This is a genomic window from Exiguobacterium sp. s157, from assembly GCF_018618205.1.
In the GTDB taxonomy this organism is placed as follows: domain Bacteria; phylum Bacillota; class Bacilli; order Exiguobacteriales; family Exiguobacteriaceae; genus Exiguobacterium; species Exiguobacterium chiriqhucha.
In genome coordinates this window covers 44,660-61,767 of the sequence record NZ_JACSLQ010000004.1, presented here as the reverse complement: position 1 = coordinate 61,767, position 17,108 = coordinate 44,660, and the positions used below count along the sequence as shown (strand labels likewise).

At 52.9% G+C, this 17,108-nt stretch carries 22 protein-coding genes; 20 read left to right on the top strand and 2 right to left on the bottom strand.

The features are described 5' to 3' along the window. The first annotated feature begins 122 nt into the window (after window positions 1-122). From KNP67_RS09110 to KNP67_RS09085, 6 genes are all read left to right on the top strand, one after another. On the top strand, window positions 123-1,079 hold the full coding sequence (locus KNP67_RS09110) for an L-lactate dehydrogenase (RefSeq protein ID WP_021065732.1): 957 nt from the start codon (window positions 123-125) through the stop codon (window positions 1,077-1,079). 155 nt (window positions 1,080-1,234) lie between these two features. Beyond that, entirely contained in the window at window positions 1,235-2,287 is a 1,053-nt protein-coding gene (locus KNP67_RS09105) for a rhomboid family intramembrane serine protease (RefSeq protein WP_131471267.1), read from the top strand. A 15-nt stretch (window positions 2,288-2,302) separates the two neighbouring features. After that, window positions 2,303-3,325, top strand: coding sequence for a M42 family metallopeptidase (locus tag KNP67_RS09100; protein ID WP_131471266.1), 1,023 nt, complete (start codon window positions 2,303-2,305; stop codon window positions 3,323-3,325). Further along, window positions 3,322-3,516 (top strand): YqgQ family protein, encoded by a 195-nt coding sequence (locus KNP67_RS09095; RefSeq protein ID WP_021065735.1) that lies wholly within the window; start codon window positions 3,322-3,324, stop codon window positions 3,514-3,516. Before KNP67_RS09100 ends, KNP67_RS09095 begins: the two co-directional genes overlap by 4 nt. Window positions 3,517-3,609: 93 nt before the next feature. Then, window positions 3,610-4,572: an ROK family glucokinase gene (locus tag KNP67_RS09090; protein ID WP_131471265.1), complete on the top strand. Its 963-nt coding sequence runs from the start codon at window positions 3,610-3,612 to the stop codon at window positions 4,570-4,572. A 242-nt stretch (window positions 4,573-4,814) separates the two neighbouring features. After that, window positions 4,815-6,731 (top strand): LTA synthase family protein, encoded by a 1,917-nt coding sequence (locus tag KNP67_RS09085; RefSeq protein ID WP_131471264.1) that lies wholly within the window; start codon window positions 4,815-4,817, stop codon window positions 6,729-6,731. Between the two features lie 79 nt (window positions 6,732-6,810). Here the strand turns inward: KNP67_RS09085 and KNP67_RS09080 are convergent, their stop codons facing one another. Beyond that, complete coding sequence (locus KNP67_RS09080; RefSeq protein ID WP_021067729.1) at window positions 6,811-6,990, bottom strand: DUF2759 domain-containing protein; 180 nt, start codon at window positions 6,988-6,990, stop codon at window positions 6,811-6,813. A 157-nt stretch (window positions 6,991-7,147) separates the two neighbouring features. On the opposite strand from KNP67_RS09080, the gene KNP67_RS09075 reads away from it, so the two are divergent. After that, a complete protein-coding gene (locus KNP67_RS09075; protein ID WP_131471263.1) occupies window positions 7,148-7,768 on the top strand; it encodes an MBL fold metallo-hydrolase in 621 nt (206 codons plus the stop codon). Between the two features lie 37 nt (window positions 7,769-7,805). Here the strand turns inward: KNP67_RS09075 and KNP67_RS09070 are convergent, their stop codons facing one another. Then, window positions 7,806-8,069, bottom strand: coding sequence for a DUF2626 domain-containing protein (locus KNP67_RS09070; protein WP_021067727.1), 264 nt, complete (start codon window positions 8,067-8,069; stop codon window positions 7,806-7,808). 249 nt (window positions 8,070-8,318) lie between these two features. Between KNP67_RS09070 and KNP67_RS09065 the strand changes: the two genes are divergently transcribed. The 13 genes from KNP67_RS09065 (at window position 8,319) to gcvPB (ending at window position 17,083) form a co-directional block, all read left to right on the top strand. Then, window positions 8,319-8,705 (top strand): Spx/MgsR family RNA polymerase-binding regulatory protein, encoded by a 387-nt coding sequence (locus KNP67_RS09065; protein ID WP_021067726.1) that lies wholly within the window; start codon window positions 8,319-8,321, stop codon window positions 8,703-8,705. Between the two features lie 58 nt (window positions 8,706-8,763). After that, window positions 8,764-9,570, top strand: coding sequence for an ATPase, T2SS/T4P/T4SS family (locus KNP67_RS09060; RefSeq protein ID WP_131471262.1), 807 nt, complete (start codon window positions 8,764-8,766; stop codon window positions 9,568-9,570). Beyond that, window positions 9,552-10,529: a type II secretion system F family protein gene (locus KNP67_RS09055; protein WP_131471261.1), complete on the top strand. Its 978-nt coding sequence runs from the start codon at window positions 9,552-9,554 to the stop codon at window positions 10,527-10,529. The genes KNP67_RS09060 and KNP67_RS09055 overlap by 19 nt, the downstream gene beginning before the upstream one ends. Window positions 10,530-10,546: 17 nt before the next feature. Continuing rightward, complete coding sequence (locus KNP67_RS09050; RefSeq protein WP_021067723.1) at window positions 10,547-10,858, top strand: prepilin-type N-terminal cleavage/methylation domain-containing protein; 312 nt, start codon at window positions 10,547-10,549, stop codon at window positions 10,856-10,858. Next, complete coding sequence (locus KNP67_RS09045) at window positions 10,855-11,292, top strand: prepilin-type N-terminal cleavage/methylation domain-containing protein (RefSeq protein ID WP_214756516.1); 438 nt, start codon at window positions 10,855-10,857, stop codon at window positions 11,290-11,292. Before KNP67_RS09050 ends, KNP67_RS09045 begins: the two co-directional genes overlap by 4 nt. Continuing rightward, window positions 11,279-11,515: a hypothetical protein gene (locus tag KNP67_RS09040; protein WP_131471258.1), complete on the top strand. Its 237-nt coding sequence runs from the start codon at window positions 11,279-11,281 to the stop codon at window positions 11,513-11,515. Before KNP67_RS09045 ends, KNP67_RS09040 begins: the two co-directional genes overlap by 14 nt. After that, window positions 11,451-11,933, top strand: a complete 483-nt coding sequence (locus KNP67_RS09035) for a prepilin-type N-terminal cleavage/methylation domain-containing protein (RefSeq protein WP_165569415.1) — start codon at window positions 11,451-11,453, stop codon at window positions 11,931-11,933. Before KNP67_RS09040 ends, KNP67_RS09035 begins: the two co-directional genes overlap by 65 nt. Then, the gene (locus KNP67_RS09030) at window positions 11,933-12,211 is read left to right on the top strand and encodes a hypothetical protein (RefSeq protein ID WP_214756515.1); all 279 of its coding nucleotides are present in this window, start codon (window positions 11,933-11,935) and stop codon (window positions 12,209-12,211) included. The genes KNP67_RS09035 and KNP67_RS09030 overlap by 1 nt, the downstream gene beginning before the upstream one ends. Next, window positions 12,204-12,689: a shikimate kinase gene (locus KNP67_RS09025; protein WP_251130840.1), complete on the top strand. Its 486-nt coding sequence runs from the start codon at window positions 12,204-12,206 to the stop codon at window positions 12,687-12,689. Before KNP67_RS09030 ends, KNP67_RS09025 begins: the two co-directional genes overlap by 8 nt. Next, complete coding sequence (locus tag KNP67_RS09020; RefSeq protein ID WP_021067717.1) at window positions 12,686-13,024, top strand: hypothetical protein; 339 nt, start codon at window positions 12,686-12,688, stop codon at window positions 13,022-13,024. Before KNP67_RS09025 ends, KNP67_RS09020 begins: the two co-directional genes overlap by 4 nt. 147 nt (window positions 13,025-13,171) lie before the next feature. Then, the gene (gcvT, locus tag KNP67_RS09015) at window positions 13,172-14,245 is read left to right on the top strand and encodes a glycine cleavage system aminomethyltransferase GcvT (RefSeq protein WP_214756514.1); all 1,074 of its coding nucleotides are present in this window, start codon (window positions 13,172-13,174) and stop codon (window positions 14,243-14,245) included. Between the two features lie 25 nt (window positions 14,246-14,270). Continuing rightward, window positions 14,271-15,608, top strand: coding sequence for an aminomethyl-transferring glycine dehydrogenase subunit GcvPA (gcvPA, locus tag KNP67_RS09010; RefSeq protein WP_214756556.1), 1,338 nt, complete (start codon window positions 14,271-14,273; stop codon window positions 15,606-15,608). Next, window positions 15,608-17,083, top strand: coding sequence for an aminomethyl-transferring glycine dehydrogenase subunit GcvPB (gene gcvPB / locus KNP67_RS09005; protein WP_021067714.1), 1,476 nt, complete (start codon window positions 15,608-15,610; stop codon window positions 17,081-17,083). Before gcvPA ends, gcvPB begins: the two co-directional genes overlap by 1 nt. Window positions 17,084-17,108: the final 25 nt, after the last annotated feature.

Sequence of the window (17,108 nt, the reverse complement as noted above, 5' to 3'; positions counted from 1 at the left end):
ACAATATCGCCAAAGTGAAAACGGTTTCCTTAGTAGTGAGTGTTTGTGAATGATGTTACAATCTTTATGTAACAGACATAACAAAAACATGAAACAGATTGTTCGAAGGGTGGAGAATCAATATGGAAACATTAAATCATGCAAAAGTAACACGCGTCGCGCTCGTTGGGGCCGGAGCGGTCGGTGCCAGCTTTGCGTACCAATTGACGACAGCAAGTCTTTGTGAGGAACTCGTCATTATCGACATCAACAAATCGAAGGCGGAAGGCGAAGCGATGGACTTGAACCACGGCGTCTCGTTCGCTTCTTCACCGATGCGCGTCTGGGCAGGGGACTATACGGACTGTGGTGCAGCAGATATCGTCGTCATCACTGCCGGTGCTCCGCAAAAACCGGGTGAAACTCGCCTCGACCTCGTCGAGAAGAACGCCAAAATCATGAAATCGATGATTGGGGACATCATGGCATCTGGATTCGACGGCATCATCATCATCGCCTCGAACCCGGTCGACATCATGACACATTTGGCTTGGAAATACTCAGGTTTACCGAAACACCGCGTGTTCGGATCAGGAACGGTACTCGATACGTCACGTCTCCGTTACATGCTCGGTGACTATTTCAACGTCGATCCACGCAACTGCCACGCCTACATCATGGGTGAGCACGGAGACACGGAATTCGCGGCCTGGAGCAACGCCCGCATCTACGGGAAGTCGGTCGAGCAGTTGCTTGAAGAGAACGACGAGTATACATGGGAAGACCTCGAAGACATCTACGTCAACGTTCGGGACGCGGCTTACCACATCATCGAGCGCAAAGGCGCGACGTACTACGCCATCGGCCTCGGTTTGCTCCGTCTCGTCAAGGCTGTGCTCCGTAACGAGAACACGTTGTTGACGGTCGGCGCACATTTAGATGGTGAATACGGCTTGAACGATATCCATATCGGTGTACCGGCCATCATCAACCGCCAAGGAGTCCGTCAAGTCGTGGAAATCGAGTTGTCAGACGAAGAAAAACAAAAGATGCATCATTCGGCAGAAGTGTTATTGAAAACGATGCAACCTGTCTTATAAGAACGATTACTCGTTCTGTCATGACCGTAGTTGGCTCCCGCCACTACGGTTTTTTTGTGGACCGACGGAAGAGCGGGGCAGATTGGGGCGATGCTCGATTTTGTCGTCCTGCCTAAATTCCTTTAGAATGAAAGTATAGAAGGAGGTGAGCCAACATGACAGAACCAGCTTGTTTTTGGGAAGATGTATATCGTGCCGTCGAAGCAGGAGGACGCATCGAGGGCGTCTTAGAGCCGTCGCGGGCACTTTTATTGTTCGACACGAAAGCGGGGGATGTCTATCACCTCTACATACGGACAGATAAGGCGTGGGCGAACCATGTCGCCTTGGACGTCGAGGCGGTCATGAACTCGTTTCGCTTGGCCCGAATCGGCCGCGAGAAGCTCCATGTCCACATTTATGGTGACCCGCTCGTCGATGAAGAGCGTCTGTCGTCGCTCACGTTCCCGATTGCGGCAAAAGTGAAGCTCGAGATGCGGCCGTGCGCCGAAACGGAAACGTCATATCGCCCGCGTGCCGTCGCCCTCGACCAACAACGGAAAAATGAACTGAAGCAACGGTTCGCCTTTGGGAAGCCTCAGTTCGTCTATGCGCTCATGTTCGTGACGTTCCTCGTCATGTGGTTCGCCGAATCAATCGGCTCGACGCTCGATCCGAACACGCTCATCCGCTTCGGTGCGAAAGTGAATCCTCTCATCGACGAAGGAGAATGGTGGCGTCTGATCACACCGATGTTCCTTCATATCGGTTGGTTCCATTTCGCCATCAACATGTTCGCGCTCTGGTCACTCGGCCCGCTCGTGGAACGGATGTACGGGTCGACGCGTTTCGCCACCATTTATCTGTTGGCAGGTGTCATCGCCACGGTCGCCTCGTATGCGTTCAGCGAAGCCATCTCGGCCGGCGCGTCCGGGGCATTGTTTGGGCTTGTCGGCGCACTGCTCTATTTCGGACTGCGCGACCGCTCCTTATTTATGAAGACACTCGGCCCTCCACTGTTTATTATGTTAGGATTAAACGTGGGACTCGCTTTCGTCCTTGGCGCTAGTTTGGACCATTCCGCACACGCGGGTGGACTCGTCGGGGGCTTTCTGATGGCGGGAGTGGTCGGCTTACCGGATGAACATGTGAAGAAACGTCGCCTGCTATTTGCGGGGCTCGTGTTCGTGGCGTCCGGCATATTATTTTGGCTCGGCTACAATCGATGACAAAGGAGTAAGGGTATGATTGAAACGTTGAAGCAATTGGTTGAAATTCCAAGTCCGTCCGGGATGACGGACGAGGCGATCGGATTCGTCGAACAAGAACTGACGGCACTCGGGATCCCCACGAAACGCTTGAACAAAGGGGCGCTTCTGGCGACATTTGAGGGCAAATCGAATCGAGCCCGCCTGTTGACGGCCCATGTCGATACGCTCGGCGCGATGGTGAAAGAAATCTTGCCGAGCGGCCGCTTGCGCTTGACGCAAGTCGGCGGATACGCCTGGACCGCAATCGAAGGGGAGAACTGTCTGGTTCATGCCGAGACGGGTGCGCCGATTGAAGGAACGATTCTCATTCATCAATCGAGCGTCCATGTCTATAAGGATACGAATAGCGCCGAACGGACGGCGTCAACGATTGAAGTGCGCTTGGACGCGGACGTCCATACAGCCGAAGACGTAAGGGCCCTCGGTATCGAGGTCGGGGACTTCGTCTCATTCGACCCGCGCTTCCGTCAGACCGACGCCGGTTATATCAAATCACGTCATCTCGATGACAAGGCGTCCGTTGCCATCTTGCTCGATTTGGCGAAAGATCTGGTCGAGGCGGAGTTGCCACACCCGGTCCATTACTTGATCTCGAACTATGAAGAGGTCGGGTTCGGGGGCAACGCCGGAATTCCCGAAGCGGTGACTGAATATATCGCTGTCGATATGGGTGCGCTCGGGGACGGGCAACACTCGGACGAGTATACAGTTTCGATTTGTGCGAAAGATTCGTCAGGCCCGTATGATCTCGGGTTGCGCCGTCAATTCACCGCGCTATGCCGTAAACATGACATCGCCCATAAAGTCGATATCTATCCGTACTATGGATCGGACGCCTCGGCTGCAATCGGAGCCGGCTACGATGTGCGCCACGCGCTCGTCGGACCAGGCATCGAGTCAAGCCATAGCTATGAGCGGACGCATCTCAAATCGCTCGAAGCGACCCGGGAACTGCTGTACCGTTTCGTGCTCACCGCGATGGAGGACGAACGATGAAAAATTTTTATGACGTCCAGCAATTTTTGAAATCGTTCGGCACGATCATTTATATCGGTGAGCGCGATGCCGAAATCGGGCTCATGATGATGGAACTCGATGAGTTGCATGCGGGCGGAATGATTGAACAACGGGAATATGATACGGCCAAGATTATTTTGACCCATGAACTGAAAAATTCAAGAGATTGACAGAAAAACCCCTAGTGCAAAGGTTTGCACTAGGGGTTTAATAGTGTAAACTATGGGATGAAAGCGATTTAATCGAGACGAGGAGTGGAACACATGAAGTGGTTATTAGGAATCGACATTGGTGGAACGACGGTGAAGATGGCCGTCCTCGATATGAACGGGATTATTTCTGACAAGTGGGAGATTACAACGGATATTCGTGAGAACGGGGTACATATTCCGACTGATATTGCCTCTTCATTCGAAGCCTATTTAGAAACGTCGGGCAAAGCGAAGCAAGATTTCGCAGGAGCGGGCATCGGGGCACCAGGCTTTATCAACTTTTCAGAAGGTGTGGTCGAATATTCACCAAACATCGGTTGGAAAAACTTTGCGCTCGTCAGCGAGTTCGAGAAAGCGGTCGGTTTGCCGGCCGTCTTAGAGAATGACGCCAACGCTGCCGCACTCGGTGAAATGTGGAAAGGGGCAGGCGAAGGCGCATCAGAACTGCTCGCCATCACGCTCGGCACAGGCGTCGGCGGCGGTGTCATCACGAACGGCAATATCGTCCACGGGGCTGCAGGTATGGCTGGGGAAATTGGCCACATCACGGTTGAACGTGACGAGTCGAAAGCCGTCATGTGTGGCTGCGGCCGTAAAGGTTGTATCGAGACGATTGCTTCGGCCACCGGGGTCGCCCGTCTGGCGCTCCAAAAACGTAAAGGTCGGACGACATCGTTGAACGAACTGAACGAAGTGACGGCACGCGACGTGTTCGAAGCGTATAAAGCGAATGATGTCGTCGCGACAGAAGTCGTGAACGAGATGACCGAATATCTTGGATTGACGATTTCGAATATCGCCAACACGTTGAACCCGAAAATGATTGTCATCGGCGGAGGCGTCTCGAAAGCACGCGAAGCACTCCTCGAGCCGCTCGACGAGCAGTTCAAACGGTTCGCCCTCGAGCGCGTCTATGCGTCGACGGCGTTCAAAATCGCGGAACTCGAGAACGATGCGGGTGTCATCGGTTGTGCGTGGCTCGCTCGTAAACACTTTATCCCGACTCGTGTATAACGTTTGTCCATGTACGCCTGCGATTTGACGCAGGCGTGTTTTTTATTTGGAACGGGTATGGGATAATGTAAAATTTGTAATGACGGAGTTGATTTTTTGTTAAAAAAGGGGTAAGATTTGGACTTGATACCGGACTGTTATCGTACGTGAAATGGATAACAAGCCAATTGGACTTATAAAAAAATAGGGGGACGCGAATCAGTTGATCTCGTCGCCCGTTGAACAGAGGAGGAGGCCGTCAGATGAAGTCATCTCAGAGCTTCTCGAAGCTTACTATGCGACTGAATGATACGGTCCGCGCTTCGTTTCATGAATATCGGTTATTTTGGATTTTCTCGCTATTACTTTGGACGAAGACGTACGTAGTTTACCAATTTTTCTTCAATATCCCGATTGAAAACACCGCTCAGGCATTCATTCTGCTGATCAACCCGATCAGCTCCACTCTATTCCTATTCGCGTTCAGTTTCTTCTTTAAAGGAAATAAGCAGAAATGGGTCTTGTACATGCTGTATGCCGCAGCATCGTTCATCTTGTTTGCGGATGCCGTTTATTACCGCGAGTTTACCGACTACTTGACGATGCCGGTCATCTTGCAACCGTCGAACATGGAGACGTTGTCGACATCGTTCACGTCACTGTTGGAATGGAAAGATTTGATTATCCTCGGGGACGTGCTCGTCTTGCCGTTCATCCTATGGCGCATCAACGCGACAGCGACGGCTGCCTCTCATCGGAGAGCGCTCGTGACATTCGCGACGGCCGTCGTCGTGTTCTTGTTCAACTTGTCGCTCGCTGAAACAGAGCGTCCGGAACTGTTGACTCGTTCGTTCGACCGGGAACTGTTGGTCAAGAATATCGGGACGTTCAACTTCCACGTCTACGATGCGATGCTTCAAACGAAAACGTCGGCCCAGAAGGCGATGGCTGACGGGTCAGAACTCGCCAAAATCGAGAAGTACACCCGTCAACACTATGCAGCACCGAACCCGGACTACTTCGGGAAGTATAAAGGCAAGAACGTGGTCGTCGTCTCGTTCGAGTCGGCCCAAAACTTCACGCACAACATGAAAGCGTCGAACGGCGAGTACATCACGCCGAACTTGAACAAACTGATCGAAGAGTCCCACTACTGGCCGAACTATTACCATACGGTCGGCCAAGGGAAGACGTCGGATGCCGAGTTCGCACTCGACAACTCGCTATACGGACTTCCGCGTGGTGCCGTCTACTTCACGAACGCCGATAACGAGTATCAGGCACTCCCTGAATTGATTAAGGAAGACAATTACTACTCGGCCGTGTTCCATGCGAACAACAAATCGTTCTGGAACCGGGACTTGATGTATAAAAACATCGGCGTCGACCAGTTCTTCGATGAGAAGAGCTATGACCTCGGCAACCCCGAGGACATGACGGAGTGGGGACTGCTCGATGACAGCTTCTTCGAACAGTCGATTCCGATGCTCGAAGAGCTGCCGGAACCGTTCTATGCGAAGTTCATCACGCTCACGAACCACTTCCCGTACACGATGCCGAGCGAGGACTACGAACTCGTGCCGAAATTCGAGACGAGTTCGACGACACTCAACAACTTCCCACAAGCGCTCGCGTATCAAGATTATGCGCTCGGCTTGTTCATCGACGAGTTGAAGGCGAACGGCATGTGGGACGACACGATTTTCGTCGTCTACGGTGACCATTACGGAATCTCGACGAACCATAACGACGCCATGGCCGACTTGCTCGGCAAAGACGAGTTGACGCCATACGACGTCGCCAAGCTCCAGTCCGTCCCGTTCGCGGTTCATCTACCGGGACAAGACAAGGGTAAAGTGCACGAGACGATCGGCAGTCATGTCGACATGAAGCCGACGATCTTGCACTTGCTCGGGATCGACACGTCGGACACGGTAGGTTTCGGAAGTGACTTGTTATCGGAAGACCGGACGAGCCGCGCCATCTTCCGGGATGGCACCGTCATCACCGACGAATACGTCTGGACGCAATCGACATGCTATGACGCTTCGAGCGGTGAAGTCGTTGAGGACGTCTCGCTCTGTGGACCGGATAGCGCAGAAGCAGAGAAGATTCTCCAAATGAACGATGATTTGATTTACTCAGATTTGCTCCGCTTCAAAGAGCAGACCGAACAATAACAAATAGCGCCGTCCCGCTTAGCCGGGACGGCGCTATTTGTTATACAAAAAAAGACGACCAGAGTCGTCTTCGTGCTCATTAGCTTGGGATTCCACCGTAAATCAATGTCGCGACGCCGAAAAATCCGAATACGAGTACAGTGACCGCGGCGAAAGCAAGTGGAAAGAATTGGCGCTTCTTAAACGAACGGGCCATTCCCCAGATTGCAACGAGTGCAACGATGAGCGAGATCCATCCAAATGGTTCATACAAATGCATGACGAGTTCCCCCTTTATTATACGTCATGAAATTCATAAAAATTTCACTGAAATATCATTATTATTTTATCCGATAATGTAGACGCTGTCGAGAAAAGAAAGCCTCCGCTACAATTTTGCCACAATATCGATTAGAATGATGGGGGAGGTGTTCTGGATGAACATAGTAAGAATCACATCGGGCCTGGCCCAAGAGAACGGATACGTGCTCGAAAAAGAAGGCACGGTCCTCATCGTCGACCCGGGCACGGATGACCCGAAATTCTTCGAGGCAGTGGAACGATTCGGTGGCTTGAACGCCATTCTGTTGACACATGCCCACTTTGACCATATCGGGGGAATCGATGCCTTGCGTGACCGTTACAACGTCCCGGTCTACGTCCATGAAGCGGAACGGACGTGGCTGATGGACGACGAGAAGAACGGGGCGGCGAAGTTTCATCTGCCAAGTGCGGCGATGCGACCGGCCGAACGGATCTATCAAGGCAAGACGCTCGAAATCGGTGCGTTCTCCATCGAGTTGCATCACACGCCGGGTCATTCGCCGGGCAGCGTCACGCTTCACTTCCCGACCGAACGCATCGCCTTCTGTGGGGATTTGATTTTCAAACAGTCGGTCGGACGGACCGATTTGTACGGTGGTGACCAAGCGACGTTGCTTGGATCGATCGATCGCATGCGTCAGTTATTACCGGGTGAAACGGTGCTCTATTCAGGTCACGGGCCGAAGACGACGCTCGAGGCCGAGATTCGGACGAATCCGTTTTTCGACAGATAACTAAAAAAAGATTGTCTCACGAGGAGACAATCTTTTTTTACATTTGGAAGTTACTCCAATACGTGAAGACGACGAAGAAGACAGTCAAATAAGCGCCGAACACGTATACATACGTTTTTTCAGTGAGTTTCAAGTAGCCTAGTGCGACGAAGAAAATAGTTTGAGCTAAAAAGACAAGACCCATTACGACGAAGTCACCACTATGTTCGCTACTGCTTTGATCTCCACCGAGTGCGCCTACGAAAGCAAGCGCCGCGATCAACCCAGTCCAAAAGCCTAGGACACGGAACATTCTCGCCATGTTAATCCCCCCATACGTGCATTATTCCATTCTCATTCACTATTTTACCAACACATTCAGAAAAATGCTATGAAAACGTGTGAATTGAGCAAAATAATCGTGAAAAATATGTGAAATAAAAACGTTGGACAAGGTTGTACAAAAAAATAAAAAAACTTGTACAAACTATGTACAAAACGGGTATAAGGTTGTATAATCAACTTACACACATCGAACGAATCGTTCCACACATTATGAGGAGGTATTGAAATGGCAAATGAATTGATGTTCTACACGTACCCGAGCTGTACTTCATGCCGTAAGACGAAAGCGTTTTTACAGGAGCAGCACCTTGAGGTAAGCGAGCGCCATATCTTCCGCAACGCCCCGACCGTGGACGAATTGAAGACGCTATTGGCACTGAGCGAAAACGGAGTCGACTCGCTTCTCGCAACGAGAAGTCAGGCGTTCAAGCAATTAGACATTGACGTCGAAGATTTAAAGCTGAGCGAGTTGCTCAAGTTGATGAGCGAAAATCCGAAACTATTGAAACGCCCGATTTTGACGGATGGCAACGAAGTCATTGTCGGTTATGACAAGGCGACAATCGAGGCGTATGCCCGCCGTTTCGAATCGACAACTGCAAACGTTTCATGACGCAAGTCCACTTTCCAACGAGTGGGCTTTTTTTTATGCTCATGTTGAGGTGGCGGAGATGATGCGAATAATTGAGCGAGTGATTGATGCGGCACGTACGTTGCAGGCAAGTGATGTCCATTTCATGCCGTTAGGGGACGAGGTGATGATTCAAGTACGGCATGGGGCACACTTGCAACGATTGGAGATGATGACACATACAGACTATGAACGATTGACCTTGCATATGAAGTATTGGTGCTCGTTGACGGAAACAGATCATCGCGTGCCCCAGTCCGGTATGTACGCCGGGTCAGTTGAGGCAATCCGGGTCACTTTCCTACCATCGTTCGACCGAACGCTCATGTCGTGGCGGCTTCCGAACGCCTCGTTCCATTTAGCGGAGTTGTTAGATGACAAGGACGTCCATCGGTTCAACGAATGGTCGACGTTGCGGCAAGGTCTGCTCTTAATCGGGGGCGCGACCGGGGCGGGGAAGACGACCGTCCTATATGCGTTCTTACAAAGTTTGGCCGGTCGACGCATCGTCACGATTGAGAACCCTCCGGAGAAGCAAGTGCCGGGCGTGATTCAACTCGAAGTCAATCCGAAAGCGGGACTCGACCATCGCACGTTGCTGAAAGAGACGCTCCGGGCCGATCCGGATGTGATTGTCATCGGAGAAATCAGGACGAGTGAGGAGTTGAGGGTGGCGCATGATGCGGCACTCAGCGGTCATATGACGATTGCGACGTTCCATACGGCGAGTGTGACAGATGGCGAACGGCGACTCGAACAGCTCACGGGGAAGATGGAAGTCGCACGGCATTGGTGCATCCTGCACCGGGAAGACGAGGTGAGCTGTACGTGGTCCGAGACCAATTGAGCAGGGAGTTGGCCATCATTCGCCGCTTCCTCAGACTCCAGTCACGTGGAGTCGGGTTGAAGAAGACGTTCGAGACGCTCGAACTGCATGAACGTGGAAAAATGAAACTAGTCATCCGTGAGATGCGGAATCAACTTGAGCAAGGACGCTCGCTCGCCAACGTGTTCGAGGGACTCGTCACCGACCCGAGGATGCGAGAGATGCTCGTCACAGCCGAACGGGGTCATCATTTTTTGGAAGGGCTTGAGCAAGTGCTCGTCTTATCGACGATGCGCCGCAATCTACGGCAAGAACTCAGCCAGTTGGCACGGTACCCGCTCGTGATTTTGACGATGCTGCTCGGGCTCGGTGCGATTTACGCCCTGTATATCTTCCCAAAGCTGTTGACGATGGTAGAGGTCGATACGCTCGATGGGCTGAACGCGATTCTTCTGTCGCGATGGTTTTTCCCAGGTCTGTTCGTCGGATTGCTCGTGACTGGGGCCGGCCTCTATTGGAACGGCCGACGCGGCCGACTCGTGCCGCTACGTGTCGTCGAGAGAGGTAGACGCCTGTACGTGACGTACTTGTTCGTCAGTGAGTTAGCCTTGTTGAGTGAAGGACAGGGTTCGGTCCGTCACATCATCGAGCGGCTGTCACGAGGAGACGGTGAGGTGGCGAGCATCGCGAGACGGATGCATGAGCGCATGTCGGCCGGGTGCGAACTCGAGGCGGCGGCGCGGCAAGAGCGTTTGCTCGAGCATGAAGTCGTCAGTCTGTTCGGCGTCGGGACGGTGAGCGGGGAGCTCGGATCAATCATGATGATTCATCGGGATCTCGTGTTCGAAGAGATGGAGCTGTATTGGAAGCAGCTGATCGCCAAGGCCGAACCGATGTTATACGGATTTTTAACGGTGATGGTCACGATGATCTTTTATACGATTTATTTGCCGGTCAAACTAATCATGTCTCAACTATGACAAGGAGGAATCTGATTATGACACGCTTCAAATCAGAACAAGGATTCACGCTCGTCGAAATGGCCGCCGTCTTGCTAATTATCTCGGTGTTGCTCTTGCTCCTCGTCCCGTCGATGTCAGACGGGAAGTCACGAGCGGACAGCGTCAGTTGCGAGGGCAGTGTGCGCATCGTCGAGTCCGAAATCAATTTGTATTACGCGGAACATAAAGCGTACCCTGAGACGTTAGTGGCGATCGACCGTGCCACGACTGAGAGTCCGCTTGAATACAGTTGTCAGTCGCTCGTGTACACGTATGCGCCGACGACCGGTACGTTGACGAAACAGTGAGGCGAGACGGCTATACGTTAATCGAGACGGCGGCCGTCCTCGTCATTTTGGCACTCCTGCTCCTCATGGCGACCCCGGTCGTCCGGTCGATGGACCGGTTGGCATTATTCGATTTCACGGAGGCGCTCGTGAGTGACATCGCCGAAGTGGGACAAGCGCCCTACGTCGCCGCCGACGGCTCGTGTGTGCCGCGTTTACGTTGGTATCTCAAAGAACGGCGCTACCAAATCGCTTGCGGGACGACACCATTCGTGTCCCGCGTGGTGCCGGAAGGGGTCGATCTGAGTTTGCCGACCAATAGTGAAATCGTCTTTTCACGCACGGCAGCGACGTATGCGGGACAGTGGAAGTTCTATTCAGGAACGACGATGGTGACGTTGAAATTCAGGATGGGGACGTACGAGCCGGAGGTGTTGCGCGTTGAAGGGAAATGAGCAAGGAGTCACGTTTTGGGAGATTTGCCTCAGTCTGGCGCTCTTACTGGCTTGGGTAGGTGTCGTTGCCCCATTCATCGAGGCGGCGACGGAACGGGTCGAGCGCCTCGAGACGACCGTCCGTAAGTATGAACGGCTCCAAGGGGAGGTGCTGCGCGATGCCGCGAACCCGAGCGGACGCCAAACAATCTGTGACGGCGACCTTTGCCTGCCGACGCTTTGATTCGGGCTTCACCTTGCTCGAAGTGAGTCTCACGATGTTGATCATCCCGCTCTTCATCGGGCTGATGGTCCACTTCCTCGTCCTCGGACAAGCATTTTATGAACAACCTCGGGCGAAAGTTCAGACGACGCCGCAACTGATGGTGCGGAAACTGTTCGAGAGCCGCGATTGTGACGTCGTGTCGGGCCGTCTCGTCGGTACGCACGTGCGCCCGGACGGGACGACATGGACATGGACGCTCAAACAAATCGACCGGAACTTGGTCATGGTCGGAGACGGGGGAGGGAATTTGCTATTTTTAAGAGGAATCGAGGCGTACCGGGTCGAACCGGTAGGGGAAGGTTTTCGAATTCAATGGAACGATGCGACCGGGCCGCGCGAGAAGAACGTGATGTGCATGCGCGCGGATACTTTGTGATGTCGACGTTAATCGTATTGACGTGGTTACTCGGCGGGGCAATGTTTTGGTATACTGATATCGAACGAAACACTGAACAATTGGCGCTCGATGCCTTGGCGATTCGCTTCGAGGCTCACGTGATGGTGGCGGAGCGGACGTGCGGGTCGACCGCGGTCGCGTTGACGAGACCGACCGGCACAATCCAATGCCGTCCGCTCGGCACTGGGACGATTGAGGTCGACGTACGCCTTCAGACCGGTGAACGACATAAAGAGGTGATTTATTTCGATGACTAAACCGTTTTACATCATTGGATTTATGGGTACAGGTAAATCAAGCTTAAAACAATATCTTGCAAAATCGAATCACGTCATCGATTTGGACGAGTTGTTTGAAACAGATACCGGTATGGACATCCCGGCATATTTCGATCGTTACGGCGAAGCAGCGTTTCGGCTCCAAGAGAGTCGACTGTTACAAAATGCGCGCGCTGACTATATCGTGACGGGCGGAGGGATTGTTGAACGGGAAGCGAATATGGAATGGATGCGAGAGCAAGGTGTCATCATCACGCTCGACTTGCCGTTTGAAGCTTGTTGGGAACGGATTAAAGACTCGGACCGTCCACTCGTTCGTAACGGAAAAGCGGCCGTTCATGCATTGTACGAACGTCGTCGACCGCTCTATGCGCGCGCAAATCACGTGCTTGACGCTTCGCTCTGCACAGAGGCCATCGCGCATACATTGAATCAGTTGAAGGAGGTAGAAGGATGATTTGGATTAATCTTGGGATTATCGTACTCGCACTTGTCGGGCTCGGCTTGTATGGCTTCTTATTGTACCGTAATAAAATGAAGGCAGACCTTCGTCGCGTGAAGCGCTTGACGGAACGGTTCCAAATCCGTGCCGACGTCATCCAAGGGCTCGTCAATGAGATTAAACAACACGTGGATACGGTCAATGCATCGGTGAAACAGATGAAAGCCTATTCGGTGAAAGTGAAGGACGAGACGATGGAGCTGAAACAAGCGACCGTCGGCTTGACGAAAGAAATTAAACGGACCGCTGGAATCGAACGCCCAGACGTTTCCACTGAGACTAAAATATGAAATAATGAGGATGAAAACGTTTTCGTTTTCCATCCTCTTTATTTTTGCCCATTTTGGCTAGGCAGAGCCGCAAAAAATTGATAAAGTGGAATAGAAAACGAAATATTTCACGAAATACATTATTTACGTTCGGGATTGGGGGATAATATGGAGAAAGTATCGTTAAAACGTACGCCTTTATATGATTTGATTTCCGTAAAGGCGAAGATGGTGGATTTTGCGGGGTTTGAGATGCCGATCATGTTCTCATCGATTAAAGAAGAGCATCAAGCGGTTCGCAACAACGTCGGGATGTTCGATGTGTCACACATGGGGGAGATTCGCATCGAAGGACCGGATGCGCTCGAGAACGTGCAACGTCTTGTCACGAACGATGTGTCAAAATTACAGATCGGTCAGGCGCAGTATAATCTGTTCTGTTTACCGAATGGCGGTGTCGTCGACGACCTGCTCGTCTATCGACTTGATGAAGATGCATTTTGGCTCGTCGTCAACGCCTCGAATATCGAAAAAGATGTGGCGCACGTCCGTGAATATGTCACAGGGGACGTCACAGTGACGGATGAGTCGAACGCCTATGGTCAAATCGCCATCCAAGGACCGATGGCTGAACAAGTGCTCGGCCGTTTGACGGATTTGCCGCTGGCCGACATCAAGTTTTTCCGGTTCATGATCGGCGACGTGGCCGGCGTGTCGACCATCGTTTCACGCAGTGGCTATACGGGGGAGGACGGGTTTGAATTGTATGCCCGCGCCGAAGACGTAGCCGCAATTTGGTCAGCGTTAGAAGCTGAAGGCGTCACGCCATGCGGGCTCGGCTCGCGTGACACGCTCCGATTTGAAGCGTGCCTCCCGCTCTATGGGCACGAGCTCGATGAGACGGTCACTCCGTTCGAGGCGAACTTGAACTTTGCCGTCAAACTCGATACTGAGTTCATCGGTAAGGACGCCCTCGTGAAGCAAAAAGAAGACATCACGCGCCGATTGATCGGCTTGCGTCTGCTCGGGCGTGGTATCGCGCGTCAAGGCGCGACGGTCGAAGTTGACGGAGAGACGATTGGTGTTGTCACGACTGGTACGATGCCGCCGACGGTGAACGAATCAATTGCCTGGGCGCGCGTCGATCGCCGTTTCGCGGAGGCGACACACTTTATCGTTGAAGTTCGGGGTAAAAAAATAGAAGCCGAACGTGTACCGACACCGTTTTATAAACGTAAATGAAACAGGGGGATTCAGCATGAATAGAATGGAGTTTCGTTATTTACCGATGACAGAGCAAGATGAGCGTGACATGTTGCAGACGATTGGCGTAGAGTCGATTGAAAACCTACTCGAGGATATTCCAGCATCGCTCCGGGAGACGGCTTCTTTAGCGGCCATCGGTGCGCCGCTTCCGGAAGTTGACCTCGTTCGTCATATGACGAAGTTGGCTGAGAAAAACATGCACACGAAATCGACTCCGAGTTTCCTCGGGGCCGGGATGTACGATCACCTCTCTCCGAGCGTCATGAACCATATGCTTCTCCGTTCCGAGTTCTATACTGCTTATACGCCATATCAACCTGAAATCTCGCAAGGTGAACTCCAAGCGATGTTCGAGTTCCAAACGATGATTTGCGAATTGACGGGGATGGACGTGGCCAACTCGTCAATGTATGACGGAATCACTGCCCTCGCTGAAGCAACGTATCTGGCGAGTGCCCATACGAAGAAAAAACGTGTCGTCGTATCAGGAGCGGTCCATCCGGAAGCGAAGGATGTCATCCGAACATACGCCGGTGGGCCAGGGCTCACGGTCGAATATACGGACGTGAGTGCGGGAGTGACCGATATATCTTACATCGATTTGACGGACGCCTCGTGTCTCGTCGTCCAATATCCGAACTTCTTCGGTCGTGTCGAGGACTTGTCAGCCCTCGCGAAAGCAGCGCACGACGCCGGCGCCTTGTTCGTCGTGTCGAGCAATCCGCTCGCGCTCGGTATTCTGGAATCACCGGGTGCGCTCGGTGCCGACATCACAGTCGGTGACGCCCAACCGTTCGGAATCCCGCAAAGCTTCGGCGGTCCTTCATGTGGATACTTCGCCGTCAAACAAGCACTCATGCGCAAACTTCCAGGCCGCCTCGTCGGTCAAACGGTCGATGAGGATGGGAAGCGCGGTTTCGTCTTGACGCTTCAGGCCCGTGAACAACACATCCGTCGTGACAAAGCGACGTCAAACATCTGCTCGAACCAGGCGCTCAATGCGCTCGCGGCATCAATCACGATGTCTGCCCTCGGGAAGTACGGGATTCGTGACATGGCCGTCCGTAACATTCAAACGGCCCATTACATGAAAGAAGCACTCAAGACTGCCGGATACACGGTAATCGATGAAGGGCCGATGTTCAATGAGTTCGTCGTCGACTTCGGAGTCGATGCGGAAGATGTGTCGCGTCATCTGCTCGAGGCCGGCATCATCGGCGGCTTGCCACTCGGCTCGTATGAGACAGAACGGCAGACGCAAATGTTGCTCTGCGCGACGGAGCTTCGGACGAAAGAAGAAATCGATCAATTTGTTGAAGTGGTTGGGGGGATGAAGTGATGCAACACGAACAAACATTAATTTTCGAAGTGTCACGTGCAGGACGAACGGGCTATAACTTGCCGACACCGACCGTGCCGGAAGTCGATTTGGACACGCTCTTACCGGCTTCGATGATCCGTCAAGAAGCGGCCGAGCTTCCGGAAGTATCGGAACTTGATGTCGTCCGCCATTATACGTCGCTGTCGACACGCAACCACGGTGTCGATTCCGGCTTCTATCCGCTCGGCTCGTGCACGATGAAATATAACCCGAAAGTGAATGAAGATATGGCCCGCCTCCCTGGCTTCGCCCATATCCACCCGTTGCAGCCGGTCGAGTCAATTCAAGGGGCGCTCGAGCTCATGGTCGACCTGCAAGAACAACTTGCCGAAATCACCGGCATGGACGAAGTGACGCTTCAACCGGCAGCCGGGGCCCATGGAGAATGGACCGGTCTCATGCTCATCAAGGCGTTCCACCATCACAACGGTGATATGGAACGGACAAAAGTACTCGTGCCGGATTCGGCACACGGAACGAACCCGGCCTCGGCCGTCGTCGCCGGTTTCGAGACGGTGACCGTCAAATCAGATGAGCGTGGGCTCGTCGATTTGGAAGACTTGAAGTCAAAAGTCGGGGCCGATACGGCAGCGCTCATGCTGACGAACCCGAATACACTCGGTTTGTTCGAGGCCGACATTTTGGAGATTGCCAAAGTCGTCCACGAGGCCGGCGGCAAACTTTATTACGACGGAGCCAACTCGAATGCGATTTTAGGGATCGCCCGTCCTGGGGATATGGGCTTCGACGTCGTCCACTTGAACTTGCATAAGACGTTCACGGGCCCGCACGGTGGTGGCGGTCCAGGATCTGGACCGGTCGGAGTGAAGCGCGATTTGATTCCGTACTTGCCGACGCCGATTGCGCGCCGTGCCGAAACGGGCTTCACGCTCGATTATGATCGTCCGCAATCGATTGGCCGCATCAAACCGTTCTATGGCAACTTCGGGATTAACGTCCGCGCCTACAGCTACATCAAAACGATGGGTGCGGAAGGGTTGACGCGTGTCTCACGCGAAGCGGTATTGAACGCCAACTATATGTTCGCCCGCTTGAAAGATGCGTTCGATGTGCCGTACGATACGTTCTGCAAGCATGAGTTCGTCTTGTCTGGAAAACGTCAAAAAGCGCTCGGCGTGCGTACGCTCGATATCGCCAAACGATTGCTCGATTTCGGCTACCATCCGCCGACGATTTACTTCCCGCTCAACGTCGAGGAGTGCATCATGGTCGAACCGACGGAGACGGAATCGAAAGAGACGCTCGACGCATTCTGCGACGCGATGCTCCAAATCGTCAAAGAGGCAGAAGAGAATCCGGAAATCGTTCAGACGGCCCCGCATACCACGGTCGTCAAACGACTCGACGAGACGCTCGCTGCTCGCAAGCCGGTGCTCAAATACGAACGACGCCAACCGTCGTCCATCAATTGAAACCGAACCCGTTCGCTATAAGCGA